Origin of the sequence: Cohnella sp. WQ 127256, assembly GCF_024519285.1 — a bacterium.
Classification (GTDB): domain Bacteria; phylum Bacillota; class Bacilli; order Paenibacillales; family Paenibacillaceae; genus Cohnella.
This window is the reverse complement of record NZ_JAMZCY010000008.1, coordinates 177,552-194,287: the sequence shown is the minus strand read 5'-3', so window position 1 is coordinate 194,287 and position 16,736 is coordinate 177,552. Positions and strand designations below refer to the sequence as shown.

At 45.3% G+C, this 16,736-nt stretch carries 14 protein-coding genes; 5 read left to right on the top strand and 9 right to left on the bottom strand.

The window, feature by feature from the left end; genetic code table 11:
• Positions 1–85 precede the first annotated feature (85 nt).
• Positions 86–775, top strand: coding sequence for a hypothetical protein (locus M1K58_RS22440; RefSeq protein WP_256761122.1), 690 nt, complete (start codon positions 86–88; stop codon positions 773–775).
• A 234-nt stretch (positions 776–1,009) separates the two neighbouring features.
• Here the strand turns inward: M1K58_RS22440 and M1K58_RS22435 are convergent, their stop codons facing one another.
• The 7 genes from M1K58_RS22435 to M1K58_RS22405 all read right to left on the bottom strand — a co-directional run bounded on the left by M1K58_RS22435 (position 1,010) and on the right by M1K58_RS22405 (position 8,816).
• Positions 1,010–2,401, bottom strand: coding sequence for an MDR family MFS transporter (locus M1K58_RS22435; protein ID WP_256761121.1), 1,392 nt, complete (start codon positions 2,399–2,401; stop codon positions 1,010–1,012).
• A 130-nt stretch (positions 2,402–2,531) separates the two neighbouring features.
• On the bottom strand, positions 2,532–2,816 hold the full coding sequence (locus tag M1K58_RS22430) for a late competence development ComFB family protein (protein ID WP_256761120.1): 285 nt from the start codon (positions 2,814–2,816) through the stop codon (positions 2,532–2,534).
• Positions 2,817–2,887: 71 nt separating this feature from the next.
• Positions 2,888–4,216 (bottom strand): ATP-binding protein, encoded by a 1,329-nt coding sequence (locus M1K58_RS22425; protein ID WP_256761119.1) that lies wholly within the window; start codon positions 4,214–4,216, stop codon positions 2,888–2,890.
• An 8-nt stretch (positions 4,217–4,224) separates the two neighbouring features.
• Positions 4,225–5,667: an RtcB family protein gene (locus M1K58_RS22420; RefSeq protein WP_256761118.1), complete on the bottom strand. Its 1,443-nt coding sequence runs from the start codon at positions 5,665–5,667 to the stop codon at positions 4,225–4,227.
• 325 nt (positions 5,668–5,992) lie between these two features.
• The gene (locus M1K58_RS22415) at positions 5,993–6,877 is read right to left on the bottom strand and encodes a sugar phosphate isomerase/epimerase family protein (RefSeq protein WP_256761117.1); all 885 of its coding nucleotides are present in this window, start codon (positions 6,875–6,877) and stop codon (positions 5,993–5,995) included.
• 2 nt (positions 6,878–6,879) lie between these two features.
• A complete protein-coding gene (locus M1K58_RS22410; RefSeq protein ID WP_256761116.1) occupies positions 6,880–7,758 on the bottom strand; it encodes a sugar phosphate isomerase/epimerase family protein in 879 nt (292 codons plus the stop codon).
• The gene (locus M1K58_RS22405; protein WP_256761115.1) at positions 7,755–8,816 is read right to left on the bottom strand and encodes a Gfo/Idh/MocA family protein; all 1,062 of its coding nucleotides are present in this window, start codon (positions 8,814–8,816) and stop codon (positions 7,755–7,757) included. Before M1K58_RS22405 ends, M1K58_RS22410 begins: the two co-directional genes overlap by 4 nt.
• Positions 8,817–8,939: 123 nt before the next feature.
• Here M1K58_RS22405 and M1K58_RS22400 point away from each other — a divergent pair, with 123 nt between their 5' ends.
• Complete coding sequence (locus M1K58_RS22400; protein ID WP_256761114.1) at positions 8,940–9,818, top strand: helix-turn-helix domain-containing protein; 879 nt, start codon at positions 8,940–8,942, stop codon at positions 9,816–9,818.
• A gap of 45 nt (positions 9,819–9,863) precedes the next feature.
• On the opposite strand, the gene M1K58_RS22395 is transcribed toward M1K58_RS22400, so the two are convergent.
• Complete coding sequence (locus tag M1K58_RS22395; RefSeq protein WP_372339197.1) at positions 9,864–10,526, bottom strand: ribonuclease H-like YkuK family protein; 663 nt, start codon at positions 10,524–10,526, stop codon at positions 9,864–9,866.
• Between the two features lie 105 nt (positions 10,527–10,631).
• Here M1K58_RS22395 and M1K58_RS22390 point away from each other — a divergent pair, with 105 nt between their 5' ends.
• Both M1K58_RS22390 and M1K58_RS22385 read left to right on the top strand, forming a co-directional pair.
• A complete protein-coding gene (locus tag M1K58_RS22390) occupies positions 10,632–11,294 on the top strand; it encodes a futalosine hydrolase (protein ID WP_256761113.1) in 663 nt (220 codons plus the stop codon).
• Positions 11,291–12,142 (top strand): 1,4-dihydroxy-6-naphtoate synthase, encoded by an 852-nt coding sequence (locus M1K58_RS22385; protein ID WP_256761112.1) that lies wholly within the window; start codon positions 11,291–11,293, stop codon positions 12,140–12,142. The genes M1K58_RS22390 and M1K58_RS22385 overlap by 4 nt, the downstream gene beginning before the upstream one ends.
• 97 nt (positions 12,143–12,239) lie before the next feature.
• Here M1K58_RS22385 and fliD read toward each other — a convergent pair whose 3' ends face one another.
• Positions 12,240–13,490 (bottom strand): flagellar filament capping protein FliD, encoded by a 1,251-nt coding sequence (fliD, locus tag M1K58_RS22380; protein ID WP_256761111.1) that lies wholly within the window; start codon positions 13,488–13,490, stop codon positions 12,240–12,242.
• A gap of 336 nt (positions 13,491–13,826) precedes the next feature.
• Here fliD and M1K58_RS22375 point away from each other — a divergent pair, with 336 nt between their 5' ends.
• Positions 13,827–16,736: a 2-oxoglutarate dehydrogenase E1 component gene (locus M1K58_RS22375; protein WP_256761110.1), complete on the top strand. Its 2,910-nt coding sequence runs from the start codon at positions 13,827–13,829 to the stop codon at positions 16,734–16,736.

Here is a 16,736-nt window from a genome sequence, read left to right as displayed (position 1 = left end):
TCCTCTCTAGCGATACTTTTGAGCTCTTGGATTCGTAGTTTAGACGAACCCTATTTAAGAGCTCATTATCAAAGGAGAGAACGACATGATGGCTTTCAAGAAATCAATTTTCGTCGCTACTTTGGCGGCATTCTTATTAACTACGGGATGCGGAAACAATACAGCGGACAATACTTCTGGAGCAGCAGAAGTGAACAACTCGCAAGAGCAGCAACAAGTAGGGCAACAACAGGGGCAAGGGCAAGGAAGGTCACCAATGATGAATGCAGATTTAATGGGGAAAATAAAGAGCATTAACGGGCAGACGATCACAGTGTACAAGTCCTCATTCGTTCCAGATGCTCGAGGGGGAGCTGGTCAGCAGCCTCCGGGCGGCGGGGATCAGGCTGGTGCGGATGGTCAGCAACCTCCGGGCGGTGGGGATCAGGCTGGTGCGGATGGCCAGCAGCCTCCTCAAGGGAATGGACAGAATCGCCCTAACATGGCTAATATGTTCTCCGATGAGACTGTAGACATTCAAGTAACCGATAGCACTAAGATCATCAAGACAACGTTCGAGAATCAAGAACGGAAGGAAACTGTATTAACAATAGCCGATCTTAAAGCAGACGATATCGTAAGTGTCGATCTTGCAGATGACACTCAGAATGCGGTTACGATTACTCTTAGCGAAGGCGGCAGTTTCGGCGGCATGGGTGGTGGTATGGGCGGTGGACGACAAGGAAAGGGACAAGGAGTGGCTCCGGCTGCCCCTTCGAGCGATAGCGCTAAATAAAACCTGTTGTAGGAGTGATATCGCACCTACGTATCTAGAATTCGCTGCCATCGAACTATAGAGTTTGGTGCCACCGAACTGCAGCAACGAAAACGCACTTACTGTGTCACTCTAGCGTAATCCTCTAGACCCCTCCCAAAAAGACAAAAAACCGCGATGAGCTCAATTTAAGCTCATCGCGGTTTTTGCGTCATTCACACTTCGTACGTGTACCGAACATCTCTATAGAGATGTTCAACTAGATGTTTTCTCCACAGACTTCCGTGTCGAAGGTAAGAAGTTAACGACGAATAGTTTCACGACTGCAATGGCAAGAATCATTATAAAGATGAGATGCATGCCATCTGCCATTTGTGTTGGAGTATCCTCCGACACCACACTGTTGAATAGCATTCCGAATACCGCAACCGCAACCGTCTGACCAAGCGCGCCCATCAGCGAATTCGTTGACGTTGCCACTCCTCGCATACTTTCTGCTGCCGAGTTCTGAATCGTTACGATAGCAGGAGTACTAATGCAGCCCATTCCAAATCCAACAATCGACACGATTCCGATCAACTGTAAATAGGAAGAACTCATATCCAGAGTATAGAGCCATAAAGCCGCCCCAGCCACAAATAGGGTTCCTAGCATCATGAATTTTTTTGCACCGAAACGGAACATGTACCTGCCTGAGAAATTCGAAGCAATCGCCCAAGTCACTGACATCGGCATCAGCATTAAACCGGACTTGGTCGCACTGTAGCCCATAATATTCTGAATCCATAGCGGAATATAGATGGTAACCCCAGCGACAACGCAAAACCCGAAAAAGCCCAGCATATAAGGGATAATCAATTTTCTTTCACGGAATAACAGGAGCGGAAGCATAGGCTCCTTCGCCTTCGCTTCTACCCTTAGGAATACAAGAAGGAATATCGCTGCACAAGCAAAAAGAACGATAATCATTGAGGAGTCCCAAGCGTACGCTTCCCCACCAGTCAATAAAGCCAACAGCAAGCTTGATATACAGATCGTGAACATGAGTGCTCCCATATAATCCACACTCTTAGTTTCCTTCGTGAAGCGTTCATGTAGGAATCCAAAAACAAGGATGAACGATAGGATGCTAACCGGCACATTCATATAAAATATCCAACGCCAAGACATTGAATCAACGAAGTAACCGCCTACGAATGGTCCAACTAAACCCGCTATAGACCACACAGATGAAAGCACACCTTGCACCTTACCTCGTTGTTCGCCCGTATATAGATCTCCAATTATCGTAAACGTAACTGGTGTTAATGCACCCGCACCAATTCCCTGAATAGCCCTAAACCAGATCAACTCAGTCATCGATTGTGCTGCTCCGCACAACACGGAACCAACTAAAAATAAAATAAGACCTATCGTAAATATAGACTTCCGTCCGTATAAGTCCGCCAGCTTACCAAAGATAGGTGTTGTAACGCAAGTCGTCAGCGTGTAGATGGAGAAAATCCAGCTTAACAGGCTTAAACCATTTAATTCATTCGCAATACTTGTAGTTGCTGTCGTAACAACAGTAGCATCCAGTGCTCCAATAAATAGGGCAGCTAGTAATCCTATCGTTACGAGTGTTCGATTCGTCTTCTTCTGTGACATCAATAAATCCTTCTCTCCTGCTCGTAGTAATAAGCATATTAGCATAGGCGAATAAAGAGATAAAGAGGTCTAGGGGCGCAACCCCGACCTCTTCATCTAATCTTCATGTTGTATGCACTTCATTAAATTTCTAATGATTAGGGTTTTCTTCGATGATCTGTGCAGCTTTCGTTAGTTCCCGTAGAACATCAGATTGCAACTGCGGCTCCATATAGAGTGCTTTAATATACGCTTCCCCAGCTTGGCTGGACGTATAGTGTGGGGGGACGTGGTTTAAGGCTAACAATATGATATCCAGCTGACACTTCTGACAATCGCATTTTAGAATCCCTGTTTTTACATAATTGTCTTCGAAAATATTACTAACAATAGGTTCCATTACGTTAAAAATAGACAAATCGCGAGAAAAAAACATGTGAACACTCTCCAGCCATCCGTAAATGTCTTTTCATTATACTGGAAAAGAGGATGGCACACATTAACTAATTATTTAGCGACAAATCCTACTCTTACATTGGAGCCCACATCGGATAGCCAAGTCCCTTTCCGATCCTTGGTCAGATCCGCCTTCAACTCAGTGATTAATCGATCGACATCTAGTTCATTATCGTAATGCATCTGTAAAGCAGCGGAAACATATAGCTCGTTTAATTGAGCAAGCGAGAATCCTTCCGTATTTCGGGCTGCAAGGGCAACGATAGGATCAGTCGCGAACCGCGACAATCCCTTGTGCATCAGATAGGCGAACCGAAGCGATTCGTCAGGCTTTTTCACTTCATATGCACGGTCGAACCGACCCGCTCGATTCATTAATGCGGGATCAATTTTCTCTGGATAATTTGTCGTTCCAATGAGAAAAATCCCCTCTTTGGATGTCGCTCCATCCAACGTATTCAGAAAGAAGGAGCGGCAGGATTCTGGCATGGAGTCAATATCTTCGATAACCAGAACCGTAGGAGCCATCCTCATAGCTGCTGCGAATACTTCCTGAATGGATTCACTATTCGTATATTCGGTAATCTGCCAGTAAGATACGGGCGCATGAATACTTCCGACAATCGACTTAACTAGTGTCGTCTTTCCATTACCGGGGCTGCCGTATAGCAGAATTCCCCTCTTGTATGGCACATTGTACGTCTGGAAAAAGGAACGATCCTGCGAAAAAAATTCGTCAATCGAACGGAAAATTTGAAGTTTTACCGCATCGTCCATGATCACGTCGCTACGCGTTACCGAATGAGTAATCGGCTCTCGATTTCTTTCGAGCCCATCCCGCGTATCCGTGAAGATTGCTACCTTGCGTTGTCTCAGTTGTCGCTGCTGACGGTCCTCCAGCATCCGGCGCAGACCTTCATCACTTTCAGCGAACACCAAATCCTCCCAGCTGATACCATGCTGTACAAGAATCGGAATCCGAGCAAACGCAACCTTATACCTCGGATAGCCAAACACGTTGTTGCGAACCGAAGGACCGATATCCACATTTGTTTGGTCGCAACTTGGGCGATAGGAGAACTGCCTAGACTCGACGAGATCAAATACACTCGAAATATGCTCGATTTCGGAGTCCCCTTCTTTAATATCCTCAGCAAGATCGTTCCAAACGTCGTTCATCCCCTCCTGATAATAGAGGCGGAAGTCGCAGCTGTAACGTTCAGAGAGTAAGCGGATGATGCGCTCCAGCACTTGCACATATTCGAAATAGTGTTTGGTCTGTTGATCTTCTCTTACTCCTACATCCATATTCGCATAAGTGGCAATATAGCTTTGTTGCCCACTACGCTGTTGTTCATATCGCATTGTATTTTGTATCATAAAGTCCTTCATACTCCTTTAATCGTTGCTAGCGGTCGACATTTCGCAACGACCGAGGCCAGTTGTGCTCCAACAACGCTTTCTATGATTTGATCGATATTTTTGTACGCTTGAGGGCTTTCATCTAAAATGGATTCTAAGGATCGGTGATTCACGACAATCTCATCCTCTTGTCCGATACGCATCGATTCAGAGAACTCCTCCACGGTTACCAGTTGCTTAGTTGCATTACGAGAACGAACTCGACCCGCTCCATGACAGATCGAATAATGATTGCTTGCTCCTTCTGGTCTACCAACCATTAGATAGGATGCTGAACCCATCGAGCCAGGAATAAGCGCAGGGTGACCGGTGCTTAGAAAGGGCACAGGATTATCCGGATGGCCTGGTGGCAAAGCCCGTGTTGCTCCCTTGCGATGAACGAACAAGGATGTCCCCTCGTGTTGTTCCTCCCACGCGTAGTTATGCATGAGATCGTATAGCGTGCTCATTTCAAATTTAGAACCAAGCACTTCCTTGCATGCCTCACGGATACTATAAGCAATGAGATGACGATTAACGACGGCATAGTTTAATGCCGAGTACATCAGATTCACGTAAGCCTGACCAGCTTCACTATGAAGCGGTGCAAAGGCGAGCTTCGGATCTGCTGTACCAAATCCGCTCCTCCTCATGGTCTTAACGACCTCAGACCCACAATATTGATTAACTGCCCCACCCCACGCCCGGGAGCCTGAATGAATCATAATGATGACTTGCCCATCTGTTAGTCCCCATTGCTCTGCAACCTCACGATTGCCTTCATCGATCTCAATCGCCTGAATTTCCGCAAAATGGTTTCCTTTGCCTAACGTACCCAGTTGACGATGCGCTCGATGCCATACTTGCTCCGGGATCCGTTCAAGATAACTGTCATCCAAGTAAAAACGGCTACTCTCTACATGAGTGAGGGAGGTTGCTTTTCGTGGTGTATAAGCATCTGGCACATATTTATTCGGAAGTCCGTGAAGCCCTTTCTTAACAACCTGTTCTAAGCGGAAATCTGAAAAATGACCCCGTGCTTGCTCCTCGACAGGCAGCATTCGCTCAATCGCCTTCACAAGCTTTCGGCGCAGCTTAACCTCTCGTAAATCATCTGCGGTCAAATTCGTCAGATGCACGCGCATCCCACAACCAATATCACTACCAACGATCGAGGGTGACACGTACGCATCGTCCGTTTCCCAAAGTGCGGTTGTGCCTATACAAGTGCCGACACCTACATGAACATCAGGGGTGTAGCTCATATATCGAATATTAGGAATTTGCAGATTGTTGTTTGCCATTTCGAACACTTTGGCACCCATCGCATCGAATAATTCATTTCCTGCATACACATGTAGATCCCCCGCTGGGAGCTTCACTTGTCGGTAGTAGGAATTCTTACTGTTATTTGTTTGTATGGTTATCATAAAATAAATCAATTCCTTTTCATTATTTTCTAAAATAAACACCAAAAAAGACCGCAAGCCATAGCTCACGGTCTTCCTGTGCAAAGAAAATAATAAAGGAATCGATGGCGACTGCAGCCGCTGTTCGTTACCCTTCTGTCTTCCGTGCCATTACCCGTAGAGACCAATGGACCTGTCCCACCTTATTCGGTTGACTTACTGAATTCGAGATGTTAAGTGACGTGCGATGAAGTCGGATCATGATCATTGGCCTCCTTTCTGTAATAAGATAAGGTTTATCATAAGGTCGATGTGAAATTCTGTCAACTATAATATCTATACTCCATTAATTTCTTGCTTTAAGGAATTGAACTGCCGCAGCGATATCTACTTCTGGATTCGTACCGACTTCACGTTCAATTGTTAAGTATCCGTTATAACCAATATCTCTAAGAGCCTTCAAATAATTACCCCAGTCCACTCCACCTTCGCCAAGCGGAACTTCTCTGAAAGCATCTCCAGACTCGGCATCGGATGCGATCTTCTCATGGTCCATCGGCTCGAAGCCTAAAGCTCCATAAATCAATCGTGGATCTACCTCACGAAGTCGAATTCCATCCTTCGCGTGCGTATGAACGATATAATCCTTGAGCGTATGGACGCCTTGAACAGGATCGTCCCCCGTAACCATAACCATATTAGCTGGATCAAAGTTAACAGATACCCCTTTGGAGCTTAGACCATCGAGGAACCCTTTCAGATGTGCCGCAGTCTCCGGCCCTGTCTCAATTGCGAAAAAGGCATTCATGCTCGATGCATATTTGCTTAGTTCATCACAAGCGAGATGCATGGATTCATAAACTTCGCTATTCTTATCATTCGGTACGATTCCGATGTGCGTTGTTACAACATTCGTTCCAAGCTCCACAGCCAGATCCAAGATCCGCTTCGACTTTTCGATCTTTGCTGCATTCACTGTTTTATCTTGAAATCCGTGACCACCCAGATCTCCTACAAGCGCAGAGATTTGCAAGCCTAACGATTCGATATAAGATTTCCATTCTTTCCGCGCAGTCGATGAAAGATTAGCTGGGTCCATCTCTCCAGTAACCGCATAAATTTGGACGCCATCCGCTCCGATATTACGTGCTTTAACTAAACCTTCACGAACTCCAACTCGAAAACTGTCTACAATAACTCCGATTTTCCAAGGCTCAATAATTCCGGACATCTTTACAACACTCCTTCAGCTTGTTTAGTTTCTTCCCATAACCGTCGAACGTTGTTAAGCGCAATTCTCGTTGCCTGTACACATGGCTCCATACCTTCAAATTCGATAGAGATGTAGCCATCAAACCCCGAGTTTCTCACGATCTGCAGCGTTGATCGAATATCAAGATCTCCTTGTCCGACGATCGCTCCCCGCAAGTAAGTACCACCAGTCGATTGAAACCAGCCCTCGCCAGGGTCTAGAGCAGCTGAGCGAATATAGAAGTCTTTGAAATGGACGATGGAAGCATATGAAATATTGTTGCGAACAGCAACGACTGGATTCTCATCCACACACACGAAGTTTCCAATGTCTAATGTAGTACGGAAGTTATCCCGATTGACTTCATTAACTAAGGCTTGCACTCGATCGCTCGCTTGAATATAGTAGCCATGATTTTCTACACTTGTCGTAATCCCATATTGGGCAGCGTAATCCGCAATCCGTCGGCAAGCTTCGGCTAACTTAGGCAAATCCTTCATAAACTGACGTATCGATTTGTCATCAGAATTAGCCACATCATGTCGCATTAGCTTAACCCCAAGAGCCGCAGCGATATCGACCTCTCGCATCACGCGATCAATTTCCTGCTCGTATGCTTGATCATCCAATCCAGCGAAATTAGCACCAATCGCATAGTTGGAAATATCGAGACCCACATCGGCAGCTTTTGTTTTAATCGCTTCGATCAATTCAGGATTAGCTGCTAAGTCAAAGCCGAGAGGTACGATTTCGACATGCTCTCCGCCCATATTAGCGATCTCACCAATCGCTTGAATGATATCTATCTTGCCTGCTTGAATGTCCTGCCAGAAGCAATAAGTGCTTATCCCTATTTTCATAGCTGGATCTCCTCACCTTTAGCAGCGGATTCATAAATCCCGCACAGGATCTTCATGATTTCCACACCGTCTTCTACGGGGCTAATCTGTTTATCGCCTTTTACTATGCAATCGATAAAGTGATTAATTTCGTTTTGAAAAGCAGTATCACCATTGAACCCTGCCAAGCTGTCGGTTTGAGGCTCGATATTGATTATCGTGTTATTCTTTTCCGTCACGATAGCGATAGCAGGCTCAATCTCGAATCCGCCCTTTTCTCCATAGAGCTTGATATAGCTTTCATCTTTCTTCGCATGCAGTGTGAAGCTTGCATCAACGACTAAGGAAGCCCCATTCTCGAATCGAATAATAGCGTTAGCCAAATCCTCAACCGTATTTACAGCAGCATTGTAATCGGAAGATTTATAAGAGGACAAATGTTGAATGTGAGAACGATTTCCAAGCTTCTTATACGTATTGGCACTAATTGTCTTCACCTTAGGTCTGCCCATCAAGTACCAGCACAGATCGATTACGTGTACACCAATATCGATAAGCGGGCCTCCACCGGAACGTTCGATATCGGAAAACCAACCACCAGGATTGCCGAGACGACGGAGCGACGAAGCCTTCGCATAATAGATCTCCCCGAATTCCCCATTATCGATGAACTCGCGAATCATCTGCACATTGTTATCATATCTACGAACGAAGCCTACCTGAAGTAGCTTACCTGATTCCTTAACAGCCTTTTCGATCTCAAACGCCTCTTCAACTGTCCTGCACAAAGGTTTCTCCACTAGCACGTGTTTGCCAGCTTGCAGTGCGGCTATGCTGATAGGTGCATGAGTATTGTTCCATGTACAAATACTGACCGCATCGATATCCGTATCCGCCATCAGCTCGCGGTAATCGGTAAATATTTTATTCGCTCCATATTTCGTAGCGACTTGGCGTGCTCTAGCCTCGTTAACGTCACAAATCGCGGTGATAATTACATTAGGGTTGTTTGCATACGAATTCAAATGAAGCTCCGAAATAGATCCTGTGCCGATGATGCCTACCCGTACCTGACTCATTCCCTCAGCTCTCCCTTAATATTCACATTTATTCTTAATTCGTATTATAATGATACTTGGTGCAGTTGCCATGTAAAAGCATGCTCATTATTTGTACAATCGTGCGGTCACGGGAGTGAAATCATGGATAAGATAGCTTCATTGCGAGAACCGATGCCTATGCCAGACCCCTCATTTCCCATCAAGGTTCACCCATGTCAGTCCCCTCCAAGGGTTGTTGGCGAAACTTTGTTTGTCCACCATTGGCATGAACATATGGAATTTTTATTTTTCGTTTCAGGAAAGGCAACGATAGAATGCGGATCTGTACCCATTAATTATCAACCTGGCGATTTATGCGTCGTTAATAGTAACGAGCTTCATTATGGAATTTGTGGCTCTGAGGATTTATCCTATTATGCGATGATCGTTGATCTCTCCGTGCTCCACAGCCAATCTGCAGGAGCTATAGAAAAGAAGTTCATTACTCCGATTACGAAGAACCAAATTTTGTTCCACAATCGCATTGCTGGTGACGAAGAAATTACCCGTTGCATGCATGCGATCATCCGAGAACTTGATCATAGAGAAGTAGGCTACGAACTGTCCGTAAAATCATACTTATATTTGTTGCTCTCGGTTCTTGTTCGCAACTATGTCGCTACGCTTTCGGAATTAGATGAATATCGCCTCAAGCTCAAAGAGCTCGAACGCCTCGCCCCTGTGTTTTCCTACATCGATGAAAATTATCAGGACAAGCTGACCGTAAAGCAGCTCTCCGATCTTGCAGGCTTGAGTCGATTTCATTTTAGCCGACTGTTCAAGCAGGTGACAGATAAATCCTTAGTCGAGTACATCAATTTGGTTAGAATTAATAAATCGGAAAGCATGCTCCGCAGCAAACGAATGACCATTTCGGAAATCGCGCTTGCAACGGGCTTTAACGATATTTATTATTTTAGCCGTACCTTTAAGAAGCTGAAAAAGGTGTCCCCTACGGAGTGGAAAAACAATCAATATTGAGTAAATGTGAAAAGCACGTAGACCCTTTGGGCCTGCGTGCTTTTCTTACAGAACCATACGACTTTTCGTAAATCGGTTCGCATAGGAGGACGCCACACAAGACTCAGGCTTCACTCTTGGTGCATAAATCCCCATTGCCTCCACCCGGTCAATCATCTCTTGAACGTACAGCGCTGTTTTATTAATATCAGGCTCTGTTCCTGCATCAATGTCAATATACGTTTCTAGCGTCGCACCTTGATATACATAAGGCATAAGCAAGTTCTCCATTTGACTGACCGCAGCGATATCAAAGAAACTAGCCAACCTTTGGGAGAAAGAGGTTTCAAGCGCCAGCTTTTCACGAATAGAGGTCAACTGCCTTGGAACCGCCAATTGACGATTGCAGGCCCACGCCCCTTTGCCAATACGATTAATGACGATACCCGTAACGAATTTGGTATGCCCACGATGAACCTGACTATCTGTCCCGATAATAAATTGATAAGCTCCCTTGGGCTCCTGCGCTATAAATTGAAGGATTCGCTCAAGTACGAGATCAAGGCTTAGGTCACTCTCGGTCAAATTCTGAAAGCTCAAATCATCCCACATAGAAATCGTGCTCATCATGGTCATAATGATCACCTCTGCAATGCATGCTGTCTGCAATAGCTTATTGTATGGCGCAACCGACAGGACTCGAACCATAACCTTATGAAAGCTTTTCACTTTTTCCTCTTTAATTAGCCGGCCTATTTTACTCGTCATCAGAATGAAACTATAATTAATAAATTGAAATAGATTGAAATACTAAACAAAGCCCATCTAAAGGGGATGATGATAATTAAGAAGATTCTAGTCATGACCGCGGTTGAAGTAGAGCGAGAAGCAGTTCTTCGTGGTATTCGTAATGGGGATAGATTTGATGTACAGGTCGCTGGTGTAGGACCAGTCGCAGCAGCAGTAAGCACAGCAACGGTATTAGCTACTGGAGCTTCAGATTATGATCTTGTCGTTAGTGCAGGGATTGGCGGAGGTTTCGTTGGGCAAGCCGCAATTGGCTCAATCGTCGTAGCAAGCGAAGTGATCTCTGCGGATTTGGGTGCGGAAACACCGGAAGGGTTCTTCAGCGTGGACAAGCTGGGCTTCGGTACAAGCCGGTTGAACGTAGAGACGGAGGTTTCAATCCAGCTTGTTGAAGCACTGCGGGCTGGAGGCTTGAGTGTCTGCTATGGACCTATTCTTACTTTGTCTACTGTAACAGGTACAGCTAATACGGCATTGGAATTAACGGAGCGGATTCCAAGAGCTGCCGCAGAAGCAATGGAAGGCTATGGCGTTGCTGCCGCAGCTCACAGACACGGTATCCCCTTCCTTGAAATTCGTACCATTTCCAATGAAGTAGGTCCACGTAATAAGGCAGCTTGGAAAATTGGAGATGCTCTTACCGCTTTGGAAGCTGCAAGCACACATCTATCGGAGGTCATTTCATCATGAAAATCGCATTCTCACCTTGTCCTAACGATACTTTCGTATTCCACGCCTTAGTTCACGGCTTAATTCCTGATACTCCTTCATTTGAAGTTACCTATGCAGATATCGATATTACGAACAATCTAGCCGCAACTAACAATGAGCTGGACATTATGAAAATTTCCTATGCCGCTTTGCCTTGGATTTTACCCGAGTACAAGCTTATCCCTTGTGGAGGCGCACTCGGCCGAGGGTGTGGTCCGTTAGTGCTAACAGCAGGATACAACGGTACTGAAGCTACCGTCTCACCTGATCCATCCCTATTGTCAGGAAAACGTGTTGCCGTGCCAAGTGAACGATCGACAGCTTACCTCTTGTTCAGGTTGTGGGCTGCACAGAATGTGCCAGGTGGCGTTGGCGAAATCGTCGTCATGCCCTTCCATGAGATTATGCCTGCTGTACGCGATGGATTAATAGATGCTGGCCTTGTCATTCATGAAGCGAGGTTTACTTACCAGAATTACGGACTGTCCCAAGTCGTGGATTTGGGCAGTTGGTGGGAATCCGATACGGGCCTACCGATTCCACTTGGAGCAATCATCGCCCGTCGTTCATTAGACCTGTCCAACATTCAGAGATGGATTCAATCTTCAGTGGAATATGCATGGCAATACCCTGATGCTTCTAAGAAGTATGTTATGGAGCATGCACAGGAAATGGATTCGAGCGTGGCTCAATCGCATATCGACCTTTACGTAAATGAGTTCACCGCGAGCTTGGGAGAAGATGGCTATGCTGCGATAACCACTTTGCTGCAACGCGCCATGGATGAAGGGCTTGTTCCACAAATGGACTTGTTGTCTCTTAGGTAAGATGAGGCTATGTCCATCCCCCCTCATACGAAGGGCTGTCTCCAAAAGTCTATGTCGACTTTCGGGGACAGCCCATTTTATTATTAATCCCGCTCACTTAGTAAACACTGTTCAACAATACCCCTGAAATAGGGAAGGGTGATTGATACTGCATCGACGATTGATAGGTTGTAAATTGCTGCATCGCCTGCATTTTTTGATTGAGCAAACTACTTACTGGAACTTCATCGAAACGACCAGATGCTTTCTCTAAGCTCTTGGCCAAGCTATTGCTTCCACTTATCGCCTTACTCGTCTGTTCGAAATTTGTGCTCAAGCTTTTACTAAGCTTAGCTTCATCAAGCTTTAAAGTGCCATCTCCATTTTTACTAATACCTAATTGCTCATAGGAGCTGGATCGGACGACTTGTTCAAGACTTCGTTTGACAGCTGGGTTCAAAAACCCCCCTGCATCATTGAGCCGATCAATCATCGAATTGTAGCTTGTAATCATTTCTTTAACCTGCTGAACTGCTTTCTTCTCATCCTGACGAACTTTAATATCGATGGTCTCTGTCGTTGGTTTAAGCAGTGTTACGGCAACCTTCCCTTTCTCCAGCTCGATCTCATTGGATTGGGAGGATTGTGCCTTTCCATCGTTTACGGTATAAGAAGCATCCGCAGCTGCCGACGTCACCCGATTAATTCCTGTCACTGCCGCAGCGTTCCCTACCTCATCCGTTATTTCGAAGGCTTGCTTGGTCCCCGTCTTATCGCTAGTCAATTCAAGCTTCGAGGTACCAAGTTTCGAATCAGTTACAATCTTAGCACTAACCCCTGTACGGGAATCATTAATTGCATCTTTTAATTTTGTTAATGCTTGCTCGTTGGTATCCGTTTTTGCGATGTTGCTTTTAATTGTCGTCGACTTATCTCCAATCGTCAGCTTGAATTCATTAGCTCCACTTTGAATCGAAGTCAAAGCATGATTATTCAAATCCAGACCACTGTTTTTCTGAGATTGAGCAATCGAGTTCACCTTAACTTTATAAGAGTTCAAGGCTGATCCATCTTGTGCTCCTGAGGCGGCTACTGCCATTGGATCGGAAGATTGAACTTGTCTAGCATGCAAAGACGAGGTGCTTTTCTGAAGTAAGCTGTTCGCCGAGGACTGTAAGCTTTGTGTAGATTTAAGGAAATTAGCAATTCCTGTTGCAGCTGTTTTAGCATATTGTTCATACGGATTGGAATAGGAAGATTTTAACCAAGAGCCTGCAGATTCCCGATTTACCGATTGTCCAAACGGTGCAAAGGTAATCGGGGAAATAGGAGAAACGGATTTATTGATAGCTACAATGGAATTAAACACCCCATCACCATCCTTAAGTTAGAGATTTTGTATAAAATTACACTTCAAAGTGACTTATTTCAATATATCACGCGTCATATTTTTACACAATCATCCATTTTTTTAGTGGCAACAAATTATTTCCTTCTATAAGAAAAGAAGAGTCAAAAATGTCTGAATAGCGCAATCTAACTAATATTGAGGGTAAAACGGGACCGATCTATTATATAGATCATTCCAATGCATAATAATGTCTATATCCGAACATTGAAATGTATTAGAATAGAATCAGGTGCGAACATGACTTCATATTTAGCACCTCAGTATGACTACCATGAATGCAGAGGGATGCACACAATGTCACACGACAATGAAAAGTTGCAAGGACTATGGCAGCAGTTTTTTGGCCCTAATCTAGGCTACATCCAAGAGCAGTACGACATCTACTTACAGAATTCAGAAGCAGTAAGTCAGCAATACCGTGAGCTCTTCGCTCAATATGGCGCACCACCTCGTGCCGAAGCGCAGACGCATATTCAGAATACAGCAACTGAGCAGCCACAGCTTCGTGGAGTAGCCGCACCTATGGATACTAATATACTCAAGAAGGCAATCGCTGCAGGCCAATTGGCTTGGAATTTACGCGCATTTGGTCATCTTGCTGCCAATATCGATCCACTTGAACTCAGTCCTAAAGCAAATACGGATATTCTTGAACCAAGCACATATGGTTTAACCAAAGAGGATTTGGAGCTTCTCCCTCCTGAGTGCGTGTGGGAAGATGCTCCCTATCCTCTGAACAATGCTTGGGAAGGTATTCAAAAGCTACGAGAGGTTTATACGGGATCTATTGCCTTTGAATTCGGCCATGTTCATGCTGAGGATGAACGTAAATGGCTGAACCAGCGTGCGGAATCCGTTATTCCATCTACTAAGCTGCTAGCCTCTGAGCGTGAATCCTTGCTTAGAAAGCTGCTTGAGGCTGAGCAATTTGAAGATTTCCTACAGCGCACATTCGTTGGACAAAAGCGTTTCTCCGCAGAAGGAATCGAAGCGCTTATTCCGCTTGCAGACGAAATCGTACATGAGCTAACTAACGCCGGTGCACGCCACATTGCTATCGGTATGGCTCACCGAGGTCGTTTGAACGTGCTTGCTCACGTATTAGGTAAGCCGTACGGCAACATTTTCTCAGAGTTCCACCACTCACCTAACAAGAAACTCATTCCTTCCGAAGGATCTATCGGGATCAACTACGGGTGGACTGGAGATGTAAAATACCATTTAGGTGCAAACCGTTCCATCCAATCCGGGGAAACTGCAGAAACTCGAATTACATTGGCGAACAATCCAAGTCATCTCGAGTACGTAAACCCTGTTGTTGGCGGTTATGCCCGTGCAGCACAAGAGGATCGGAGTAAGCCAGGATATCCTGTTCAGAATTTTGACTTAGCTGCCTCCATCGTTATGCATGGTGATGCTGCATTTTCTGGTGAAGGGATCGTAGCGGAAACTCTTAACTTCAACAACTTAAAAGGCTACACAAGCGGCGGAACGATTCATATCATCGCTAACAATCGTATCGGGTTCACAACGGAAAGCCATGATTCCCGTTCAACCCATTACGCAAGTGATCTAGCTAAAGGATTTGAAATTCCGATTATTCACGTCAATGCTGATGAGCCTGAAGCTGTTATTGCTGCGGCACGGATGGCTAGTGATTATCGCACTCTATTTAAGAAGGATTTCCTTATTGACCTTATTGGCTATCGCCGTTATGGCCATAATGAGACAGATGATCCTTCAACGACACAACCGCTTATTTACAAAAAAATTAGAGAGCATGCGACGGTTAGTCGTCTCTATGCGGACAAACTCGTTCGCGAAGGTTCTCTTTCTGCCGAAGGTGCTGAACAAATCAAGCGTGATGTGCAGAACAAGCTGAAGGACGCTTATGACCAAGTCAAAGGACAAGAGCATAAAGACTCTATCCAGAAGGGTCAACCAACAGCCTACACATTGGAAGAAGCGAAACCAGCTACTTCCGTACCGATTGAGAAGCTTCGTAGTATTAACAAAGGCTTGCTTCAATGGCCTGAAACATTCAACGTATACAGCAAGCTTCAGCGTATTCTAGAACGCCGGATTGATGCATTGAATGAAGGCGAGAAAGTGGACTGGAGCCATGCCGAGACGCTAGCTTTCGCTTCGATATTGGCCGATGGCACGCCAATTAGACTTAGTGGTCAAGATGTGGAACGTGCAACTTTCGCTCATCGGAACCTTGTTCTTCATGATTCCGAGACAGGAGAAACGTTCTGCCCGCTACATGAATTACCGGAAGCGAATGCTTCATTCGCCATCCATAACAGCCCTCTGTCTGAAGCAGGCGTTCTTGGCTTAGAATATGGCTATAATGTATATGCACCAGAAACGATGGTCATTTGGGAAGCGCAATTCGGCGACTTCATGAATTCTGCGCAAGTTATCATCGATCAATTTATTTCTGCTGGAAAATCCAAATGGACGCAACGTTCAGGATTGGTCATGCTTCTGCCACACGGTTATGAAGGCCAAGGTCCTGAGCACTCAAGCGCACGTATGGAACGTTTCTTGCAAATGTCAGGTGAGGAAAACTGGACTGTCGCCTACTTATCTAGCGCAGCTCAATACTTCCACTTGCTTCGTCGCCAGGCTTCCATAGTGAATAAGGAATCCGCTCGTCCGCTCGTTGTTATGGCACCTAAGAGCATGATCCGTAATCCATTAGTGGCATCTCCTGCTTCTCTGCTAAGTGAAGGCTCATTCCAAACCGTAGTAGAGCAACCAGGTCTCGGACAGCATCCTGATCGCGTGGAAAGACTTGTTCTTTGCACAGGTAAGGTTGCTATCGATTTGGCAGAGGAAATCGACAAGAATGCTGATGTTAACCGGGATTGGCTTCACATTGCCCGTGTTGAGCAACTCTATCCTTTCCCTCAGCAAGAAATTAAAGCGATTATGGACAGATTCCCGAACCTCAGTGAAGTATTATGGGTTCAAGAGGAACCGAAGAACATGGGCGCTTGGAGCTATATAGAACCACGTATTCGCGAGCTCGTCGATCTGGCAGAAACAACTGTCAGCTACAATGGACGCCCTAAACGTTCAAGCCCAGCGAGTGGTTACCAACAAATCCATGCTTTCGAACAACAATTTATTATCAATCAAGCTTTAGTTCAGAAGAAGAAATCAGAAAAGAAATCGGCAGTTAAATCCGGGAGGTAA